19 protein-coding genes and 1 pseudogene are annotated in these 17,043 nt (G+C 70.2%); 10 read left to right on the plus strand and 10 right to left on the minus strand.

Annotated features, from left to right (window positions below):
- The 8 genes from Q0P88_RS13590 to Q0P88_RS13625 all read right to left on the minus strand — a co-directional run.
- Positions 1–598, minus strand: a 598-nt coding sequence (locus tag Q0P88_RS13590) for a hypothetical protein (RefSeq protein ID WP_295014904.1), incomplete at its 3' end; no start/stop codon positions are given.
- A complete protein-coding gene (locus tag Q0P88_RS13595) occupies positions 591–1,238 on the minus strand; it encodes a response regulator transcription factor (RefSeq protein WP_295014905.1) in 648 nt (215 codons plus the stop codon). The genes Q0P88_RS13590 and Q0P88_RS13595, both read right to left, overlap by 8 nt.
- 137 nt (positions 1,239–1,375) lie before the next feature.
- Positions 1,376–2,605 carry a Dyp-type peroxidase gene (locus Q0P88_RS13600; protein WP_112932350.1) on the minus strand — a complete coding sequence of 410 codons (1,230 nt, stop codon included), beginning with the start codon at positions 2,603–2,605 and terminating at the stop codon, positions 1,376–1,378.
- The gene (locus Q0P88_RS13605; RefSeq protein ID WP_239639970.1) at positions 2,605–3,198 is read right to left on the minus strand and encodes a copper chaperone PCu(A)C; all 594 of its coding nucleotides are present in this window, start codon (positions 3,196–3,198) and stop codon (positions 2,605–2,607) included. Before Q0P88_RS13605 ends, Q0P88_RS13600 begins: the two co-directional genes overlap by 1 nt.
- Positions 3,195–3,719: a copper resistance CopC family protein gene (locus Q0P88_RS13610; RefSeq protein ID WP_295014906.1), complete on the minus strand. Its 525-nt coding sequence runs from the start codon at positions 3,717–3,719 to the stop codon at positions 3,195–3,197. The genes Q0P88_RS13605 and Q0P88_RS13610 overlap by 4 nt, the downstream gene beginning before the upstream one ends.
- A 177-nt stretch (positions 3,720–3,896) precedes the next feature.
- On the minus strand, positions 3,897–4,529 hold the full coding sequence (locus Q0P88_RS13615; RefSeq protein ID WP_295014907.1) for a hypothetical protein: 633 nt from the start codon (positions 4,527–4,529) through the stop codon (positions 3,897–3,899).
- Between the two features lie 41 nt (positions 4,530–4,570).
- Entirely contained in the window at positions 4,571–6,142 is a 1,572-nt protein-coding gene (locus Q0P88_RS13620; protein WP_295014908.1) for an amino acid permease, read from the minus strand.
- Positions 6,143–6,205: 63 nt separating this feature from the next.
- Positions 6,206–7,141 (minus strand): LysR family transcriptional regulator, encoded by a 936-nt coding sequence (locus Q0P88_RS13625; protein WP_036321221.1) that lies wholly within the window; start codon positions 7,139–7,141, stop codon positions 6,206–6,208.
- A 119-nt stretch (positions 7,142–7,260) separates the two neighbouring features.
- Between Q0P88_RS13625 and Q0P88_RS13630 the strand changes: the two genes are divergently transcribed.
- From Q0P88_RS13630 to Q0P88_RS13665, 8 genes are all read left to right on the plus strand, one after another.
- Positions 7,261–7,980, plus strand: a complete 720-nt coding sequence (locus Q0P88_RS13630; protein ID WP_295014909.1) for an SDR family NAD(P)-dependent oxidoreductase — start codon at positions 7,261–7,263, stop codon at positions 7,978–7,980.
- Positions 7,977–8,690 carry an SDR family NAD(P)-dependent oxidoreductase gene (locus Q0P88_RS13635; protein WP_295014910.1) on the plus strand — a complete coding sequence of 238 codons (714 nt, stop codon included), beginning with the start codon at positions 7,977–7,979 and terminating at the stop codon, positions 8,688–8,690. The genes Q0P88_RS13630 and Q0P88_RS13635 overlap by 4 nt, the downstream gene beginning before the upstream one ends.
- 51 nt (positions 8,691–8,741) lie before the next feature.
- Positions 8,742–9,614 carry an ABC transporter substrate-binding protein gene (locus tag Q0P88_RS13640; RefSeq protein ID WP_295014911.1) on the plus strand — a complete coding sequence of 291 codons (873 nt, stop codon included), beginning with the start codon at positions 8,742–8,744 and terminating at the stop codon, positions 9,612–9,614.
- A 90-nt stretch (positions 9,615–9,704) separates the two neighbouring features.
- Positions 9,705–10,490: an amino acid ABC transporter ATP-binding protein gene (locus Q0P88_RS13645; protein WP_295014912.1), complete on the plus strand. Its 786-nt coding sequence runs from the start codon at positions 9,705–9,707 to the stop codon at positions 10,488–10,490.
- A 1-nt stretch (position 10,491) separates the two neighbouring features.
- On the plus strand, positions 10,492–11,154 hold the full coding sequence (locus Q0P88_RS13650) for an amino acid ABC transporter permease (protein ID WP_036321228.1): 663 nt from the start codon (positions 10,492–10,494) through the stop codon (positions 11,152–11,154).
- The gene (locus Q0P88_RS13655) at positions 11,151–11,798 is read left to right on the plus strand and encodes an amino acid ABC transporter permease (RefSeq protein WP_135948629.1); all 648 of its coding nucleotides are present in this window, start codon (positions 11,151–11,153) and stop codon (positions 11,796–11,798) included. The genes Q0P88_RS13650 and Q0P88_RS13655 overlap by 4 nt, the downstream gene beginning before the upstream one ends.
- A complete protein-coding gene (locus tag Q0P88_RS13660; protein WP_112932356.1) occupies positions 11,795–12,628 on the plus strand; it encodes an aspartate/glutamate racemase family protein in 834 nt (277 codons plus the stop codon). The genes Q0P88_RS13655 and Q0P88_RS13660 overlap by 4 nt, the downstream gene beginning before the upstream one ends.
- A complete protein-coding gene (locus Q0P88_RS13665; protein WP_112932357.1) occupies positions 12,625–13,920 on the plus strand; it encodes an NAD(P)/FAD-dependent oxidoreductase in 1,296 nt (431 codons plus the stop codon). The genes Q0P88_RS13660 and Q0P88_RS13665 overlap by 4 nt, the downstream gene beginning before the upstream one ends.
- An 18-nt stretch (positions 13,921–13,938) precedes the next feature.
- Here Q0P88_RS13665 and Q0P88_RS13670 read toward each other — a convergent pair whose 3' ends face one another.
- Together Q0P88_RS13670 and Q0P88_RS13675 are read right to left on the minus strand one after the other, a co-directional pair.
- On the minus strand, positions 13,939–14,829 hold the full coding sequence (locus tag Q0P88_RS13670) for an aldo/keto reductase (RefSeq protein ID WP_016463636.1): 891 nt from the start codon (positions 14,827–14,829) through the stop codon (positions 13,939–13,941).
- Between the two features lie 101 nt (positions 14,830–14,930).
- Positions 14,931–16,109: a sensor histidine kinase KdpD gene (locus Q0P88_RS13675; RefSeq protein ID WP_295014913.1), complete on the minus strand. Its 1,179-nt coding sequence runs from the start codon at positions 16,107–16,109 to the stop codon at positions 14,931–14,933.
- Positions 16,110–16,183: 74 nt separating this feature from the next.
- Between Q0P88_RS13675 and Q0P88_RS13680 the strand changes: the two genes are divergently transcribed.
- Together Q0P88_RS13680 and Q0P88_RS13685 are read left to right on the plus strand one after the other, a co-directional pair.
- Positions 16,184–16,723, plus strand: a complete 540-nt coding sequence (locus Q0P88_RS13680; protein WP_295014914.1) for a YaeQ family protein — start codon at positions 16,184–16,186, stop codon at positions 16,721–16,723.
- Positions 16,724–16,877: 154 nt separating this feature from the next.
- A pseudogene (locus Q0P88_RS13685) lies at positions 16,878–17,043 on the plus strand (VIT family protein); the annotation flags it as partial.

Below are 17,043 nucleotides of genomic sequence, written 5' to 3' on the forward strand. Positions count from 1 at the left end.
CCGCCCGGCGCCCCCGCTCGGACGACGCGCGGGCGGCGGCGGCACGCCGCGCGGCCGCGGCGGCGTCCAGCCCGGCGCCCACCGACAGCACATGCCCGCCCAGCACGCAGACCACGGCCGCGGTCAGCAGGGCGTGCGAGTCGTTGACGATTCCGTCCAGATCGAAGCCTCCGAACGTGAGACGGTAGGCGACTCCCGCGAGGGTCCCGATCGCCAGGGTGGCCCACGCCGCACGCGGACCGAAGGCGACGAGAGCGCAGGCCGTCGCGGCGCTGGAGGCGGTCAGCACCCATGGCATGCGCTCCACCTCCGACATCGCCGCCGCCGGGGCGAACAGGATGACCGTCGCCCAGAACAGCACCGTCGCCGCCCCCGCCGTACGGCGCAGCATCCGGGTGCTCAGCAGGGGAGAGGCCGCCCCGCCCACGATGGTGGTGGCCGCCGCGGCGATCACGACGATCAGATACCAGAGGGGGAGGACGGGGTGTTCGCGGGCCACGACGGTGACGTTGAACGTGCCGACGGCGGCGACCATCGCCCCGCTGGTGGCCAGCAGCACCCGCCGAGCCGCCCGCTCCGCGGCATCCGTGTCACTCACGCCGTGGCACCGGCACGTAGCCGTCTTCGAGGCCCCGCTGATACAGCTCGACCTTCGTCGCGGCCGGGCGCCCCAGCTGGTGGTAGACCGAGCGGATGCGACGGAGGTGATCGTTGACCGTGTTCTCGGAGATGAACAGCCGCGTCGCGACGTCCCGCGCCCCCAGCCCCGAGGCGTACAACGCCAGGACCTCGCGTTCGCGTGCGGTGAGGGGGGCGCCCTCCAGCAGGGGATCGGTGTCGAGCGCCGAGGCCCATTCCGCCGTCGAGACGTGTTCGCCGCGCGACGCTGACACGATCGCGGTCAACAGGCCCGCCGACGGCGCCGACTTCCTCACGACGCCGCGGATGTCGGCGCGTGAGGCGGCGCGCACGAGGTAGGGGTCCTCGCCCGAGGTCAGCACGAGGACCTGGGCGCCCCACTGGCGCAGCGCCGCGACGTTGTCCGCGGGATGAGTTCCGTCGCGCAGGCTCAGATCGAGAAGCACCAGATCGGCGCGCGGCGAACGACGCACCAGCTCGTCGACCGTGCGGGCGTGACCGACGAAGACGACCTCGGATGTCGCGGCGAGGAGGTTCTGCACCGCCATCGCGACGAGCTCGTGGTCGTCGACGACGGCGACGGATGCCGCATCCACCATCCCCAGGACACCTCTCTTCGAGCCGACCCCCCGGCGGTGGATGTGCCGCACCTCGCGCCGCTCCAGAATAGGGGCACGACGCGAGGCGCGCGCCGTCGATTCCGCATTACTACCGGTGGGCTCGCGGCGGCGTCCCCTCACGCCAGCAGCGTCTCGCCGATGTACCCGCCCGGCTGGCATCCCGGAGGGATGGCGAACACCGCCGACCCGATCGGCGTCGTCCACTCGTTGAGCAGGTCGAGCTCGTCGAGCCGCCGCTGGATGGGCACGAACTGAGCGTCGACGTCGGCCTGGAACGACACGAAGATCAGTCCGGAATCGGAGACGTCTCCCCCTGCCGGTCGCTCGTCGTAGTTGTAGCCACGACGGAAGATCCGCTGTCTCGCATCATCGGGCCGCGAGCGACGCATGTGAGAGAACTCGGGGATCACGGGGAAGCCGATCGGGGTCTTCGCGTCGAAGTCGGGCTCGTCGTGCTCGGCCGTGCCGGTGAGCGGCGCGCCGTTGGACAGGGTGCGGCCGACGGAGTCCTCTCGACCCGGGCGGTCCAGCTTGTCCCACTTGTCGAGGTCCATGTGGATGCGGCGGACGACCGCGCCGGTGCCGCCGGCCAGCCACCCCGCATCCGACCAGACGACCTCGTCGAAGTGCGTCGTGCCGGGTTGCGGGTTGGCGGTGCCGTCGACCTGACCGAACAGGTTGCGCATGGTGGTGCCGGGAGCGACCGTGCCGTACGCGCGACGGAACCCCTGCTGCGTCCAGCGGACCTGGGCGAAGCTGCGCGCGTCCTTCAGCAGCATGCGCGTCGCATGGGCGACGGTCAGCGGGTCGTCGCCGGCGATCTGCAGCAGCAGGTCACCGTGGCTGAACTCGTCGCGCAGGCGGTCGATCCCGAACGGCGGCAGCGGCCTCAGCCATGCGGGCCCCGTGCCCTGGGCGCGAGCGACGAGGCCCGGCCCGAAGCCGAAGGTCACGGTGAGGCGCGCCGGTGCTGCGGCGAGTTCCGGTTCGGAGTCGGCGAGGGCGGGTGAGCCCTGGGTGAGCCGCCCGGCATCGTCGGACAGGACGCGCAACAGGCGCCGCAGCCCCTCGCGGTCGACGTCGGCACGAAGATCGAGCGCGACGAAGGTGGCGTGCGCCTGGGCGTCGGTGTCGATCCCGGCCTGATGCACGCCGTGGAACGGCACGACATCCGCGCCGTTGAGCGGGACGGATGCCGCCGCCGGCGGGCCCGCGGGTGCCGTGGAGGTGAGGGCGAGGTCGACGCCGATCGCAGCGGCGGCGCCGACACCGGCGACAGCCCCTCCGAGGAGGAACTGCCGCCGGGTCGACGACGGTCGACGCGCGCCCTGTTCGGGCGCCGCCATCAGTGGCTCGGCGTCGTCGAGGGAGTGGGGCTCATCTGCATGTCCCCGCCCTGATAGTTCTCGTTCGCGCCGGAGTAGTCCTTCACCGGCGCCGAGAACTCCGTGGTCGAGCCGTCGGAGAACGTCAGAGTGAAGGTGGTGTCCTCCCCGGCTTTCAGAGGAGCGGTCAGGTCCATCAGCATGATGTGATTGCCGCCCGGCTGGAGCACGAAATCGCCCCCGGCCGGAATGACGAACCCGCCGCTCTTCTCCTTCATGACCATGGCGCCCGACGCATCGGCGACGGTCTCGTGCAGCTGCAGCATGGACGATGCCGGCGAGGTCGCCGACACGAGAGTGATGTCCGTCTTCGAGTCGTTGTGGAGAGTGCCGAAGGCGGCGGACATGCCGGAGTCGGCCGCCTTGACCCACGCGTCGGAGATCGTCACGGCGGCGCCGCTGGTGTCGGCGGCGCTCGCCGACGTCGAGGGGGTCGATCCCGCCGACGGGGTCGTGGTGGCGCACCCGGCGAGCGCCAGCAGGCCGACGCTCAGCAGAGCGCCGGCGCGCGCGGCGACGGTCAGGCGGGTGCGGGTGGTGGTGTGGATGCTCACTGTGAAGTGCCTTTCTTACGGCGGAGGAGATGGAAGGCGGCGTAGGCGGCGACGGCGATGATCGCCCCGCCCGCGCCGACCAGGAGGATGCGGATGATCCCCTGGTCCTCTCGTGCGCTCTGGTCCTGTGGGGTGGTGTCGGCGGCGGCGGCGTCCGATGCTGCGCGTGTCGCCGGCGTGGCGACGGGTGTCCGCGTCAGCGGCGCCGCGCCTCCGATCGTGAACGGGATGACTCCGCTGATCGGATGGCCGTCCTGCGAGACGACGCGCCAGCGGATCTCGTATCCGCCGGCGGGCAGAGCCGGAACGAGCGGCACCGACACCACGCCGTTGTCGACGGCGGGTGCGGCCGCTGCCCAGTCCTTCCCGGCGCCGTCGGCGACGATGACGGCCGCGCCGATCGTCAGCACGTCGGCCGAGAAGGTGAGCGTCACCTCCGTCGGCGCGCTGTCGAGTGCCGCGCCGGGGCTCGGACTACTCGCCAGCAGCTCGTCGTGAGCCGCGGCCGGCGCAGCGGGCACGAGCACTGCCGCGGCCGCCAGGGCCGCGGCGAGAAGGGCAGCTCGCAGATGAAAACGGGACGACGACACAGCACACCACCGATCGATCGCACGCCGATGCAGAGACGTCCGGGTGGACGACGCGTCGGCGCGCACGCGGATCCCCGCCTGGACTTCGCGTCACGGGCGGGACAGGGATCAGAGCGCGAGAGTCAGGGGTGGGCCACGGCGCCGATCATCCCCGACATGCGCCGCGGGGCGGACGATCCAGCCGATCGTCTCGGCCAGGAGGGGGACCGGAAGAGCGGTCGGGGGCAGCGCGGCGGCGCGCGCAGCGATGCGTCGCGCCCAGGCGCGGATGTCGGCCGCGAGCGTCAGCAGCGCCCGGGCGGCACGTTCGCCGCGGTAGAGCAGCGCCACGGTGACGATCGCAGCGATCGCGTGCAGCGCCCACATGGCCGGGTCGGCGCACAACGCGGAGAGGAACCCCGCGGCCGGCGCGGTGCTCGCGGCATCCATCCCGAGCCTCATCGCGCCGTGATCGTGATGCGACATCGCGGGCATCGCTGCCGTGGGCGCGACCGCGCCCATGACGAACAGCGTGTGGAACAGCGCCTGGCTCAGCACCACACTTGCGCCGAGCCGCGCGAAGGAGAGGGAGCGGCCGGCGAGCAGCGTCGATGCCATGAGTGCGAGCAGCCACGGGGCGAGGATGCCGAGCGGCCCCGGAACCGCGCCGCCCGCGACGACGTGCGACAGCAGCGCCGTGAACGTCGCGACGGAGGCGACGATCGCACCCCGCGCGACGCGCGGAGTCCGGGAGCGACGCATGCGCCCAGTCTGCCAGGTCGGCGCCGCGTGCCCCTCCTCGATCAACGGCGCCGCTTGGCCGCCTCTGTCGCCGGGCGCTCGGCGATCACCGGGTAGGTGCCCGTGTAGCCCTCCCGTGCCGCGACGGCGGCCTGGATCTTGCCGCGCGCGGCGAACCAGCCGACGATGAGCGCGGGGATCAGCACGATGAGCGAGGCGAGCACCCATCGGCCGGTCTCCGAGAAGCCCATCGTGACGAGCACGAACGCGAGGAACGCGAGCGTCAGGTATGAGGTGAACGGGGCGCCGAAGAGGCGGAACGGGGGCCGTTGCAGCGTTCCCTGCTTCGCCCACTTCACGAGCTTGAGCTGGCAGAGGATGATGGTCGCCCAGCCGCCGATGATGCCGAGAGCCGATACCTCGAGCACGATCTCGAACGCCTGCGACGGCCACAGCGCATTGATGCCGACGCCCGCGAGGGTGATGACGGCCGTCAGCAGGATGCCGCCGTAGGGGACGCCGTTCTTGCTCATCTTCGCGGTGAAGGCGGGCGCCGAGCCGTTCACCGACATCGAGCGGAGGATGCGACCGGTGGAGTACAGGCCCGCGTTGAGGCTCGACAGGGCTGCGGTCAGCACGACGAAGTTCATGACCGAACCTGCGATCGCGCCGGTCTCGGGCGAGCCGATGTGCGAGAAGAACGTCACGAAGGGCGACTGCCCGGCCTCATAGGTGCTGAACGGCAGCAGCAGCGAGAGCAGCAGGATCGAGCCGACGTAGAAGATCGCGATGCGGAAGACCACCGTATTGATCGCCTTCGGCATGACCTTCTCCGGGTTGGCGGTCTCACCGGCGGCGGTGCCGACGAGCTCGATCGCGGCGTAGGCGAACACGACGCCGGAGATCGCGAGGAGCGGCGCGACGAAGCCCATGGGGAAGAGGCCGCCGTTCTCGGCGATGACGCTGAAGCCCGTGGCGCCGACATCGGTCGCGCCGTTGAAGATCAGGAAGCAGGTCCCGACGATCAAGAAGATGACGAGCGCGGCGACCTTGATGAGCGCGAACCAGAACTCCATCTCGCCGAACAGCTTGACGCTCACGAGGTTGAGTGAGAGCACGACCACCAGGGCGATCAAGGCGATCGTCCACTGCGGCACCTGCTGCAACGGCTGCCAGTACTGCGCCCAGAACTTCACGTACAGGGCCGCGGCGGTGACGTCCACGATGGAGGTCATGGCCCAGTTGAGGAAGTACATCCACCCCGCGCCGTACGCGAGCTTCTCGCCGTAGAACTCGCGGGCGTACGAGACGAAGGAGCCCGATGAGGGGCGGTGCAGCACCAGCTCTCCGAGCGCGCGCAGGATGAGGAAGGCGAAGAAGCCGCACACGGCGTAGACGAGGATCAGCGAGGGGCCGCTGGAGGCGAGGCGGCCGCCGGCGCCCATGAACAGGCCCGTTCCGATGGCGCCGCCGATGGCGATCATCTGAATCTGTCGCGGGCGCAGCGTCTTGTGGTACCCGGCATCCTCGCTGGAGAAGTCCTGCGCGGCCTCGGTGCGATCTCCCGTCAGCTCGCGCGCGTTCTCGCGGGCATCCTCGGGATCCATGCGCGAGAGCGCCTCGTTGTCCGTCATCCCGCAATCATGGAGGCGGCGTGTTTCGCTCCCGTGGCACGCGCGCACGCGTGTCGTGAAAAATCAGCCGATGGTCGGGGCCGGTGCCGGCCCCTGGAGGCCCGCGAGGATCTGGCGCGCGAGCTCCATGAACGCCGCGGTGGCCGGAGAGATCGATCCCGCGCGCCGGGTGACGAACGCGTAGTGCTCCTCCACCGCGGGCGTCAGCGGGGCCATGTACAGCCCGCGCTCCGCGATCACCGATCGCCCCACGTGGTACGACACGAGGGAGTCGCCGACCCCTTGGGCCGCGAGCTCGAGGGCGTGCGTCTGGAACTCGACTTCGATGATCGGGTCGAGTCGAACTCCCGCCGCTTGCGCCCGCTCGAGCAGTGAGACCCGGAGGGGATCGTCGAGCGACCACCGGGCCTCGGAGAGGATGAGGGGCCGCGTCGACAGGGTCGCGATGTCGATCGGAGCGCGGGTGTGCTCCGGATTGCGCGACACGTACACCACGTGGTCGACGAAGACTCCGGGGATCAGACGCAGTTGCCGGTCATCGATCGGCAACTGGACGATGCCGGCTTCGAGGTCGCCGTTTCGCACCGACTCGGCGACCTCGGAGGAGTTGAGCCCGGTCACCTTCACCTTGACCGCCGGATGCCGGGAATGGAACTCGCGGATGAGATCGGTGAGCAGATACAGGTGCGCGCTGTTGAAGGTGCCGAAGAGCACCGTGCCCTCTTCGAGTGAGCCGACGCGCCTGCCGAAGTCGGCGATCTCGTCAACATCGGCCAGGGTCTTCTCGGCGAGGGGCACGAGCTGCTTGCCCACATCGGTGAGCAGTAGTCGTCGCGTGGTGCGGGTGAACAGACGCACGCCCAGGCTCGCTTCGAGCACCGAGATCTGCTCCGACAGGCTGGGCTGCGCGATGTGGTGCTCGGCGGCCGCCGCCGAGAACGTTCCCAACCGGGCGGCGGTGAGGAAGTACTGCAGCTGGCGCACGGTGGGAGTGGCCACGGAGCCTCCTTTTCATAGGTTTCTCCTCTGTTGACTATAAAGGTTTGAGGATTGTCCTTGGTAGCGCGTCGATGGTCCACTGGTTTTACACGGCCCGACCGACCCGAGGAGACCACCCCATGCAGACCACGACACCGCCGGTCGCCCTTGTCACCGGGGCAGCGAGCGGAATGGGCGCGAGCACGGTCACGCTGTTCCTGGAGCGCGGCTACACCGTGGTCGCCCTCGACGTCGCGTGGCCCGACACCGACGTCGAGCCCGGCGGCTCCCTCCGGCGCATCGTGGCCGACGTCCGCTCCCGCGACGCGGTCGTTGCGGCCATCGATGGGGCGCTGTCGGGCGACGAGGGCATCGATGTGGTCGCCAACATCGCGGGCGTCTACCCGCCGACCACCCTCGCGACGTACGACGAGGAGACCTACCGGCGCATCTTCGACATCAACGTGCTCGGCGTGCTCAACGTCATCGCCGCGGCCCGGCCACGCCTGCGTCGCGGCGCCTCCGTCGTGAACTTCGCGTCGGTCGATGCGTTCACGGTCTCACGCGGCCAACTGCTCTACGGTGCGTCGAAGGCTGCCGTCGTCATGCTCACGAAGGCTCTCGCGCTCGAACTGGCGCCCGACGGCATCCGCGTCAACGGCATCGCGCCGGGCTGGGTCGCGACTCCCGGCAACGCGGCGACCGGACGCATGGAGGCCGCCGCGGCGTCGATTCCGCTCGGTCGCGTCGCGACGCCGGAGGAGATCGCCGCCTGGGTGTGGCTCGTGTCCCAGCCCGAATACGGCGCTTTCCTCGACGGGGAGACGATCGTGCTCTCAGGCGCGGACGTGATGCGGTGAGCACCGTCGTCATCACCGGGGCCGCGCGTGGTCAGGGCGCCGCCCACGCCGCCGCCCTCGCCGACGCGGGCTACGCGCTGGTTCTGGCCGACCGCATGGACGACGCCGGGCAGAGGGTCGCCGCGGGCCTGCGCGAGCGCGGAGCCGACGCGCGGTACTACTCGCTGGACGTCGGCGACGAGGGCGGGTGGTCCGCGCTGGCCGCTCAGCTCGAGGACGAGGCGCAACCCGTCGTCGGTCTTGTGAACAACGCCGGCATCCTCCGCTACGGCAGGATCGCCGACACCGACTCCGCGACCTGGCTGCTGCACGACAGGGTGAACGCGCTCGGCGCCTTTCTCGGCATCCGCGCACTGGCACCCCTCATGCGCGAGGGAGGCTCCATCGTCAACGTCTCCTCCACCGCGGCGCTGGTCGGGACCGCGGGCTACGCGGCCTACTCCGCATCGAAGGCCGCCGTCATCGCGCTCACTCGCGTCGCGGCCATCGAATACGCGCCGAGCGTCCGCGTCAACGCGATCTGCCCCGGCGGCGTCGACACGCCGATGAACGACGACGAGCCCGTCGGAGGCAGTTTGACCGGTGCCCCCCTGGGACGACGGGCTCGACCGGAGGAGATCTCGCCCCTCGTGCGCTACCTCGTCTCCGATGCCTCGTCGTTCGTCACCGGATCCGTCCTCACGATCGACGGCGGCCTGACCGCCACCTGACCACAGCCCACCCGAAAACCCACCCAGCACCACTCCAGAAAGCAGGAAGCCATGCCCCGCATCACCCGCGCTCGCGCCGCCACGGCGCTCGTGTCCATCGCCTCCGTCGCCGTGCTGCTCACCGGCTGCGCCGGCGCCGCCGCACCCGCCTCCACCGTCGCCTCGGACTGCACACCGAAGCACGCGGGACTGAAGACCTTCACCGCCGGAACGCTCACGGTGGGCGTTCCCGAGAACCTGCCCTACACCCAGACGAAGGGCACCGACGCGTCGGGCCTCGAGATCGACGTCGTCCGCAAGCTCGCGGATGCCGAGTGCCTCGCGCTCGCCTTCGTGCCGATCACCTACGCCAACGGCATCCCGATGATCAGCGAGCAGCACAAGACCGACATGATCACCGGCGGATGGTACGTCACCGCTGCCAGGGCCGAGAAGGTGGGCTTCACCAGCCCGACCTTCTACGACTCGATGGGCATCATCTCCAAGGACGGCATCGACACGGTCACGGGACTGGAGAGCGTCGGCGCCGTCGGCTCGGGCGCCGGCTTCTCGTGGGAGGGCGACATGTCCGGCATCCTCGGCGACAAGTTCAAGACCTACCCCGGTACGGCGGAGATGAAGCAGGATCTGCTCAACGGTCGCATCCAGGCGGCCCTCGACGGCTACGCGGTCGCGACGGTGGCCTACAAGGACACCGGCTTCCAGGTGAAGCCGGCGAAGGAGGACGACCGCGTCGCGATCACCACGTCGCAGCCGATGATCGCCTTCCCCATCGACAAGGACAACAAGGCGCTCTCCGATGCGTTCAGCGAGCTCATCGACGGCTTCCGCGCCGACGGCACGCTCGCGAAGCTCAACGCGAGCTACGACCTGCCCGACTCGCTCATCGTCCCCGCCGACAAGGCGGCGGGCTCCATCCGCTGATCACCGCGGCGGCGGGGGCGCGACCCCGGACGCCCCCGCCGCCCCGATCGACCCCGCCCGCCCGTCCTCCCTCGGACCTGAGGAGACCCCGTGTCCCGACCCCTGATCACGCAGGCCAACGAGCTCGCGATCGCCGGCGTGAGCATCGCCCACCTGTCCAAGAGCTTCGGTGATCACCTCGTGCTCGACGACATCTCGATGACGGTGAGCCCGGGCAGTGTGACCGCGCTCATCGGTCCGTCCGGCTCGGGAAAGAGCACGCTGCTGCGCTGTGTGAACCTCCTCGAGACCCCGGATGCCGGCACCATCACCGTCGGCACGCAGACCGTGACCGCGGGCCGCCGCGTGCCGGATCGTGACCTGCTGGCACTTCGTCGCCAGGTCGGGATGGTGTTCCAGTCGTTCAATCTCTTCCCGCACATGAGTGTGCTGCGCAACGTCGCCTTTCCCCAGGAGAAGATCCTCGGGCGCTCCCGCGATGAGGCCGAGGCCCGCGCGCTGACACTGCTCGATCGGGTCGGCCTCAAGGACAAGGCACACCAGCACCCCGGGCGTTGCTCCGGCGGTCAGCAGCAGCGCATCGCGATCGTGCGCGCCCTCGCGCTGAACCCCCGCGCCATGCTGTTCGACGAGCCGACGAGCGCCCTCGACCCCGAGGTCGGCGTCGAGGTGCTCGCGGTGTTGCGCGAACTCGCCGAGTCGGGCATGACGATGATCGTCGTCACCCACGAGATGCAGTTCGCCCGCGACGTCGGCGACCACCTGGTCGTCATGGCCGACGGGCGCATCATCGAGGAGGGCGTGCCGAACGAGGTGATGGCCGATCCGCGCGAAGAGCGCACCCGGCGCTTCCTGAGCGCCGTGCTGGAGCGTTGAGATGGGCGGCGTCGACATCTCGGCGGCGATGCTCCTCGTGCTCGCCGGCCTCCCGATGACCCTTCTCGTCACGGCGCTCGCGTATGCGGTCGGGCTCGTCCTCGGCATCCCGCTCATGCTCGGCCTGCGTTCGCGTGTCGCGCCGCTGCGTCTGGCGCTGCGACTGGTCGTGGACATCGTCCGTGGAGTCCCTCCGATCGTGTGGCTCTTTCTCATCTACTTCGGCGTGCAGCTGGGCACGATCCGCTTCGACTCGCTGTCGGCCGCCGTCGTCGGCCTCGGCGTCATCTCCAGCGCCTACCTCGCGGAGATCTACCGCGGCGCATTCGCCACGGTCGCCCGCGGGCAGGGCGAGGCGGCCGCCGCGCTCGGCCTCGGGCGCACGACGACCTTCGTCCGGGTGCTCGCACCCCAGGCGTTCCGCACGGCGCTGCCCTCGATGGCGACCTTCCTGCTGTCGCTGCTGAAGGACTCGTCGATCGCCTCGACGATCGGTGTCGCCGACATGGTCTTCCAGGCCACGATGTTCGCCCGCCAGAATCCCGCCGTCGCGGGCATCGTTCCCTTCTTCCTGGCCGCGGCCGTGTACCTGGTGGTCTCGATCCCGATCGCGATCAGTGCACGTCGCCTCGACACGCGCCTGCGCACGGGGGTCGTCGCATGATCGATCTCGCCGTCTACCTGCCACGGCTGGGCCAGGGCCTCATCGTCAGCCTGCAGTTGACCGCGCTGTCGGTCGTGCTCGGCTACTTCATCGGGCTGCTCTTCGCGCTCGGCGTCTCGGCCCGACGCGGGTGGGTGCGCTGGCCGTGTCTCGTGCTCGTCGAGGTGGGCCGCGGCATCCCCGCACTCGTGGTCCTCTACATCGTCTACTTCGGCCTGCCCGCCCTCGGAGTGCTCTTCGAGAACTTCTGGGCCGCGGTCATCGGACTCACGTTCACCGCCGCCGCCTACTCGTCGGAGATGATCCGCTCGGGCATCCAGTCGGTGCCGGCCGGACAGCGCGAGGCGTCGGCGGCGCTGGGACTGTCGCGCACGACGACCTTCGTGCGGGTCGTGCTTCCGCAGGGCATGCGCGCGTCCATCCCCGCACTGATGGGCCTGGCCATCATGTCGTTCCAGGGCACGTCGCTCGCGTACTCGATCTCGGTCAACGAGTTGATGAGCCAGGCCTACCAGGTGAGCACCATCACCTTCCAGTACCTGTGGGTGTATGCCCTCACCGGTCTCATCTACGCGGCGATCGCCGTGCCCGCGACCTGGCTGTCGGTCTGGGTCGAGCGCCGCCTGAACCGGGGGTACGCGTGAAGACGCTGGTCTGGCTCGAAGCCACTGTCGGCGACGGCGCGTTGGACGAGTTGTGGAGCTTTCTCGCCGACTACGTCGACGCCCTCGCGGCCGGGCGAGTGCGGACCCGCCTCGTGCACGCCGGTGTGGACGCCGGCGGCATCCGCACCGCGCCCAATCGTCTGCTCAGCGACGCCGTCGTGCTCGCTCGCGCCGTGGAGGAGGAGAGCGCCGGCGACATGGACGCGATCGTCATCGGATGCTGGGGTGCGCCGACGCCGTCGGTTCGCGCGGCCGTGTCGGTGCCGGTCACCGGCCTCGCCGAGGCGAGCGTGCGGGCGCTCTCCACCCTCAGTCGCCGCGCGGCCGTCGTCACCGTCGCCGAGAGCCTGACCCCGGTGTTCGCCGACGAGATCCGCGAGCTCGGGGGCGCTCCCGCTTTCCTTGCGCGCCCGGTGCGCGCTTACGCGCCGGATTCCACGCACCGTGACGTGGTGCGCGCCGTCACCGACCCCACCGATCTCATCGGACGCTTCGACGCCGTCGCGCGCCGCGCCGTCGATGACGGCGCGGACGCCGTCGTGGTCGGCTGCGGATATCTCGGCGCGATCTTCGCCGCGCACGGCTACACCTGCGTGGGCGGTGCGAGCGACGTCCCCGTCATCGACCCGAACCGGCTCGCTCTCGAACACGTGCTGCAGCTGCAGCGGCTCGCCGATGCCGGCGTCACCCCCACCGCGCGCGGCTATGTGCGTCCGACCGGACCCCGGAACCACGCCCTTCGAACGGTGGCACGGAGCCTGCTCGGCACCGATGCGACATCCCCCTCCCAGGAAGGAACACCCGAATGACCCGATACTGCGTGATCGGCGCCGGAGCGGCCGGCATGTCGGCCGTCGTCCAGCTCACCCGTGCCGGATACGACGTCGACTGCTTCGAGAAGTCCGAGCGTGTCGGTGGACATTGGAACACCGACTACGACGCGCTCCACCTCATCACCTCGCGCGACATGACCGGGTTCGAGGGCTTCCCCATGCCGGCGGACTATCCCCACTTCCCACGACGTGATCAGGTGCGCGACTACCTCGGCGCCTATGCGAGCGCGCACGGCCTGTACGAGAAGGTGGTCTTCGGCGTCGCCGTCGTGGCGGTCGAGCCCCGCCCGGCGGACGGACCCGTGGGATCGGCGGGGTGGCGCGTCACGCTCTCCACCGGAGAGAGCCGCGACTACGACGGCGTCTTCGTCGCGAACGGGCATCTGTGGGACCAGAAGGTGCCCGCGATCAGCCGTGACTTCTCCGGCACGCAGGTGCACTCGGGGTCGTACCGCAACACCTCCGACATCACCGGCACCCGCGTTCTCGTCGTCGGTGCCGGCAACTCCGGGTGCGATCTCGCGGTCGACGCCGCCCAGCACCGGCTCGAGGTCGACATCGTCATGCGAGAGGGCATGTTCTTCCAGCCCAAGTCGTACTTCGGCGTGCCCCGGCAGGAAGTCGCGTGGATGGCGCAGTTCTCCCCGACCGAGCAGGACTTCATCGCCCGCATGCTCGCCCGGATCTCGATCGGCGAGGCCAAGGACTACCCCGGTATGCCCGCCCCCGCCGCGACCACGCTCGCCGAGGGCCGGGCCGTCGTCAACGACCTGCTGCTGTACTGGGTGCAGCACGGCCGGGTGCACATCCGACCCGGCATCGAGCGCATCGAGGACACCACGGTGCACTTCGCGGACGGCACGCAGGGGGAGTACGACACGATCCTCTGGGCGACCGGTTTCCACGTCTCCCTGCCGTTCCTCGACGAGGCGCTGCTGGAACGGCGCTCCGCGGTACCGCTGCGCTACGCCGGCGGCATCGTGCCGAAGGGTCTCGAGAAGCTCTACTTCATCGGACTGACGGCACCGCGCGGGCCGCAGCTTCCGATCTACGGCGAGCAGACGAAGCTGGCGATGAAGATGCTGGAGCTGCACGAGAGCGCCCCTGCGGGCTTCGCCCCGGTGGCGGAGTACCTCGGCCGCCTGCAGGAAGCCGACGACCGCGTCGACATCGTGCGGGTCACGTGGTTGGAGCAGCTCGCCGACACCGAGCGGCTGCTTGACGCGTTCGCGTTCTCTCGGAGCGAGTCCGTGGCCGCGGCGGGCTGAGGCGCTCCGGCGCGGGCGTCAGACCTCCAGCCCCACCGCGGCGGTGCAGCGCGCCAGCTCGTCCGCGTCGAGCACGAGGTCGGCGGCCCGCGCGGAGTCGGTGATGGATGCCGCGCGTCGCGCCCCCGGAATCGGCACGACGCGCGGGCTCAGGGAGAGCTCCCACGCGAGCACGACCTGCTGCGCGCTCACGGAGTGGGCCTCGCCGATCTCACGGAAGACACCGAACCGATCGCCGACCGAGCGCCCGCCCCCACCGGTGCCGCCGAGCGGGCTCCATGGCAGGAACGCGATGCCGTGGGCGTCGCAGTACCGCAGCTCGTCGTAGCTGCCCGGGTACCGAGGCGAGAACTGATTCTGCACACTCACGAGGTTGCCCGCGCCGAGCACCTGCTCGGCGATCGCGATCTCTTCGACGCTCGCATTGGAGATGCCCAGTGCCCGCACGAGACCTTCGTCCTGCAAGGTCTTCAGGTTCTGCATGATCTCGCCGTACACCATCCACCGGTCGGGGCGGTGGTACTGGTAGAAGTCGATAACCTCGACACCGAGGTTCTCCATCGAGCGCCGCACCGCCGAGCGCAGGTAGCCGAGCGATCCGTCGCGGCCGAAGTCCTTCTCGGCGGTGCGCGTGATGCCGCCCTTCGTTCCGACCAGGATGCCGCTCGTGTCGCCGTCCCACGAGGCCAGCGCGTCACGCACGATGCGCTCGTTGTGACCCATCTGATCCCACGAGGGCGCGTAGATGTCGGCGGTGTCGATGAAGGTGACCCCGGCATCCAGCGCGGCGTGCACCGTCGCGATCGCATCGGCGCGATCGGGCAGCTCGTTGTCGTTGTTCATCGAGACGGGCATGGCGCCCAGCCCGATCGCGGAGACGGTGAACGGTCCGATCGTGCGCTGCTGCATGGGGTTCCTTCCGGTCGGTCGTACGACGACGTACGCGCTCCACTCTGCCGCATGCCTGCGACCCCGGGGCCGCCCGGACGATCCGGACGGTCCGCAGGTGGTCAGTCCGAGGGGAGGCTCACCCGCAGGCGTGCGCCCCCGAGTGCCGCGTCCTCGATGCCGATGCGCCCGCCGTGGGCCTGCACGATGCGCCGGGAGGTGGCAAGGCCCAGCCCGAGTCCGGGCACGTCGGCGGCGTCGCCGCGCTCCATGATGTCGAACACGCGGTCGCGCAGATGCGCCGCCACACCCGGCCCGTTGTCGTCGACGGTGATCGCCCACCCCGTCGGCCCGCGCTGCGCGTCCAGCTCGACGACGGGAGCGACGCCGGCGGCTGCCGCGAACTTGAGGGCGTTGGCGAGGAGGTTCTGCAGCAGCACCGCGATCAGCGCCGGGTCGCAGACGATCGCGTCGTCGGGGTCGATGCGCACGGTGACGCGGGCATCGAACGCCGCCACGGCCCGCTCCAGATCGGCGATCACGCCCTCCGTGATCGCTCCCAGCGCGGCGCGTTCACGGCGGGCCTCGGCGCCGCCCACCCGTGCATAGGCGAGCAGCTCGGTGATCATGACGTTCATCCGCGCCGCCGCGGCATCCGCCCGATGCAGCGCGTGGGTCGCGCGCGACCCGTCGCCGTCGTCCACGCCGTCCAGGGCGAGATCGATCTGGCCCATGAGAGCCGTGAGCGGGTTGCGCAGATCGTGGCTGATCTGACCGGCGAAGTGCGCGAGTTGATCGTTGGAGCGCTCCAGCTCGTGCGTCAGCCGGCGCAGCTCCAGCACCTCCACGGCCTGCCCGGCCAGCAGATCCAGGGCGTAGCTCTGCTCCGCGGTGAGAGTGCCGGCGTGGTCGTCGAAGACGCAGAGCGTTCCGATCGCGACGCCCGCCGGAGTGATGAGCGGGCTCGAGGCGTAGAAGCGGACACGGCCGCGCGCGCCGGTCACAAAGGGGTTCTCGGCGAAGCGTTCGTCGACGCTCGCGTCGGCGACCCAGACGTGACGGGCGTCGGGCAGCACGACGGCGCACATCGAGTCGTCGCGGTCGCAGATCGCCGCATCCACCCCCGCCGTCGCCACCTGGTACTGGTATCTGTCGTCGATGATGTTGACCGCGGCGCCGCTGACGTGGCAGAGCGTCGTCGCCAGCGCGGCCAGGCCTTCGAGGTTGGGCTCGGCCGGGGCGCCGACGATGCGGTAATCGGCGATCGCCTCGCGACGAGCAGCGGCGTCGGTGATCGGCATGCGCGTTCTTCTCCTGTCGGCTGCGACCAGGATAATGGGCGGGTCCGCCCCGGCGGGCGCCGTAGGCTGGAGCCATGGCGACGGGCGCGGTGATGCACACCTTCGACGTGCAGGTGGCCGACGTCGATCGTGGCGTCTACGAGAGCCTGTCGCTGCGGATGGCGCAGCATCCGTCCGAGACCGGCGCCTTCATGCTCACGCGCCTGCTCGCCTACTGCCTCGAGTACGCGGAGGGCATCGTCTTCACCGAGGGGGTATCGGCCACCGACGAACCCGCGGTGCTGGTGCGGGATGCGACCGGGGCGATCACGACATGGATCGAAGTCGGGGCTCCCGACGCCGAGCGACTGCACCGTGGAAGCAAGCTCGCCGACCGCACCGTCGTCTACAGTCACCGAGACGCGGCCAAGCTGCTGCCGCTCTGGGCGAGCAAGAAGATCCATCGCGCCGACGACATCGTGCTGCGAACGTTCGATGCGGGATTCGTGGATGCCGCCGCAGACGCCGTGGAGCGGCGCAACGCCGTCACCCTGTCGGTGATGGAGGCTCAGCTCTACCTCGACGTCAACGGAGCGAGCCTGTCGTCGGCGCTGCACGAGCACCGGCTCAGCTGACGGGCGCGCCGCCCCGCCCAAGTCCGCAGAATCGTGCGTACTCCGCATCCATCGCCGCTGCGCGGTGCGGAGTCCGTCGCTTTCTGCGGAGTTCGTGATCGCGGTGTCGGCGTTCCGGCTCGCTGCGCGCGCGATGACCGGCGGGCTCGCGGGGATGCGGGGTTCGCTTGGGCTTGCCTTGCTGGCGCGGCCGCGGTGGGCGGCATACGGTGACGGGATGACCGACACGGAATCCTCGCATCCTGATGAGCCGCACCGCGGCGGCGTGGCGCAGCGACTGAACTGGCTGCGCGCCGGCGTGCTCGGAGCGAACGACGGCA

This window comes from uncultured Microbacterium sp. (genome assembly GCF_945952435.1).
Lineage (GTDB): Bacteria > Actinomycetota > Actinomycetes > Actinomycetales > Microbacteriaceae > Microbacterium.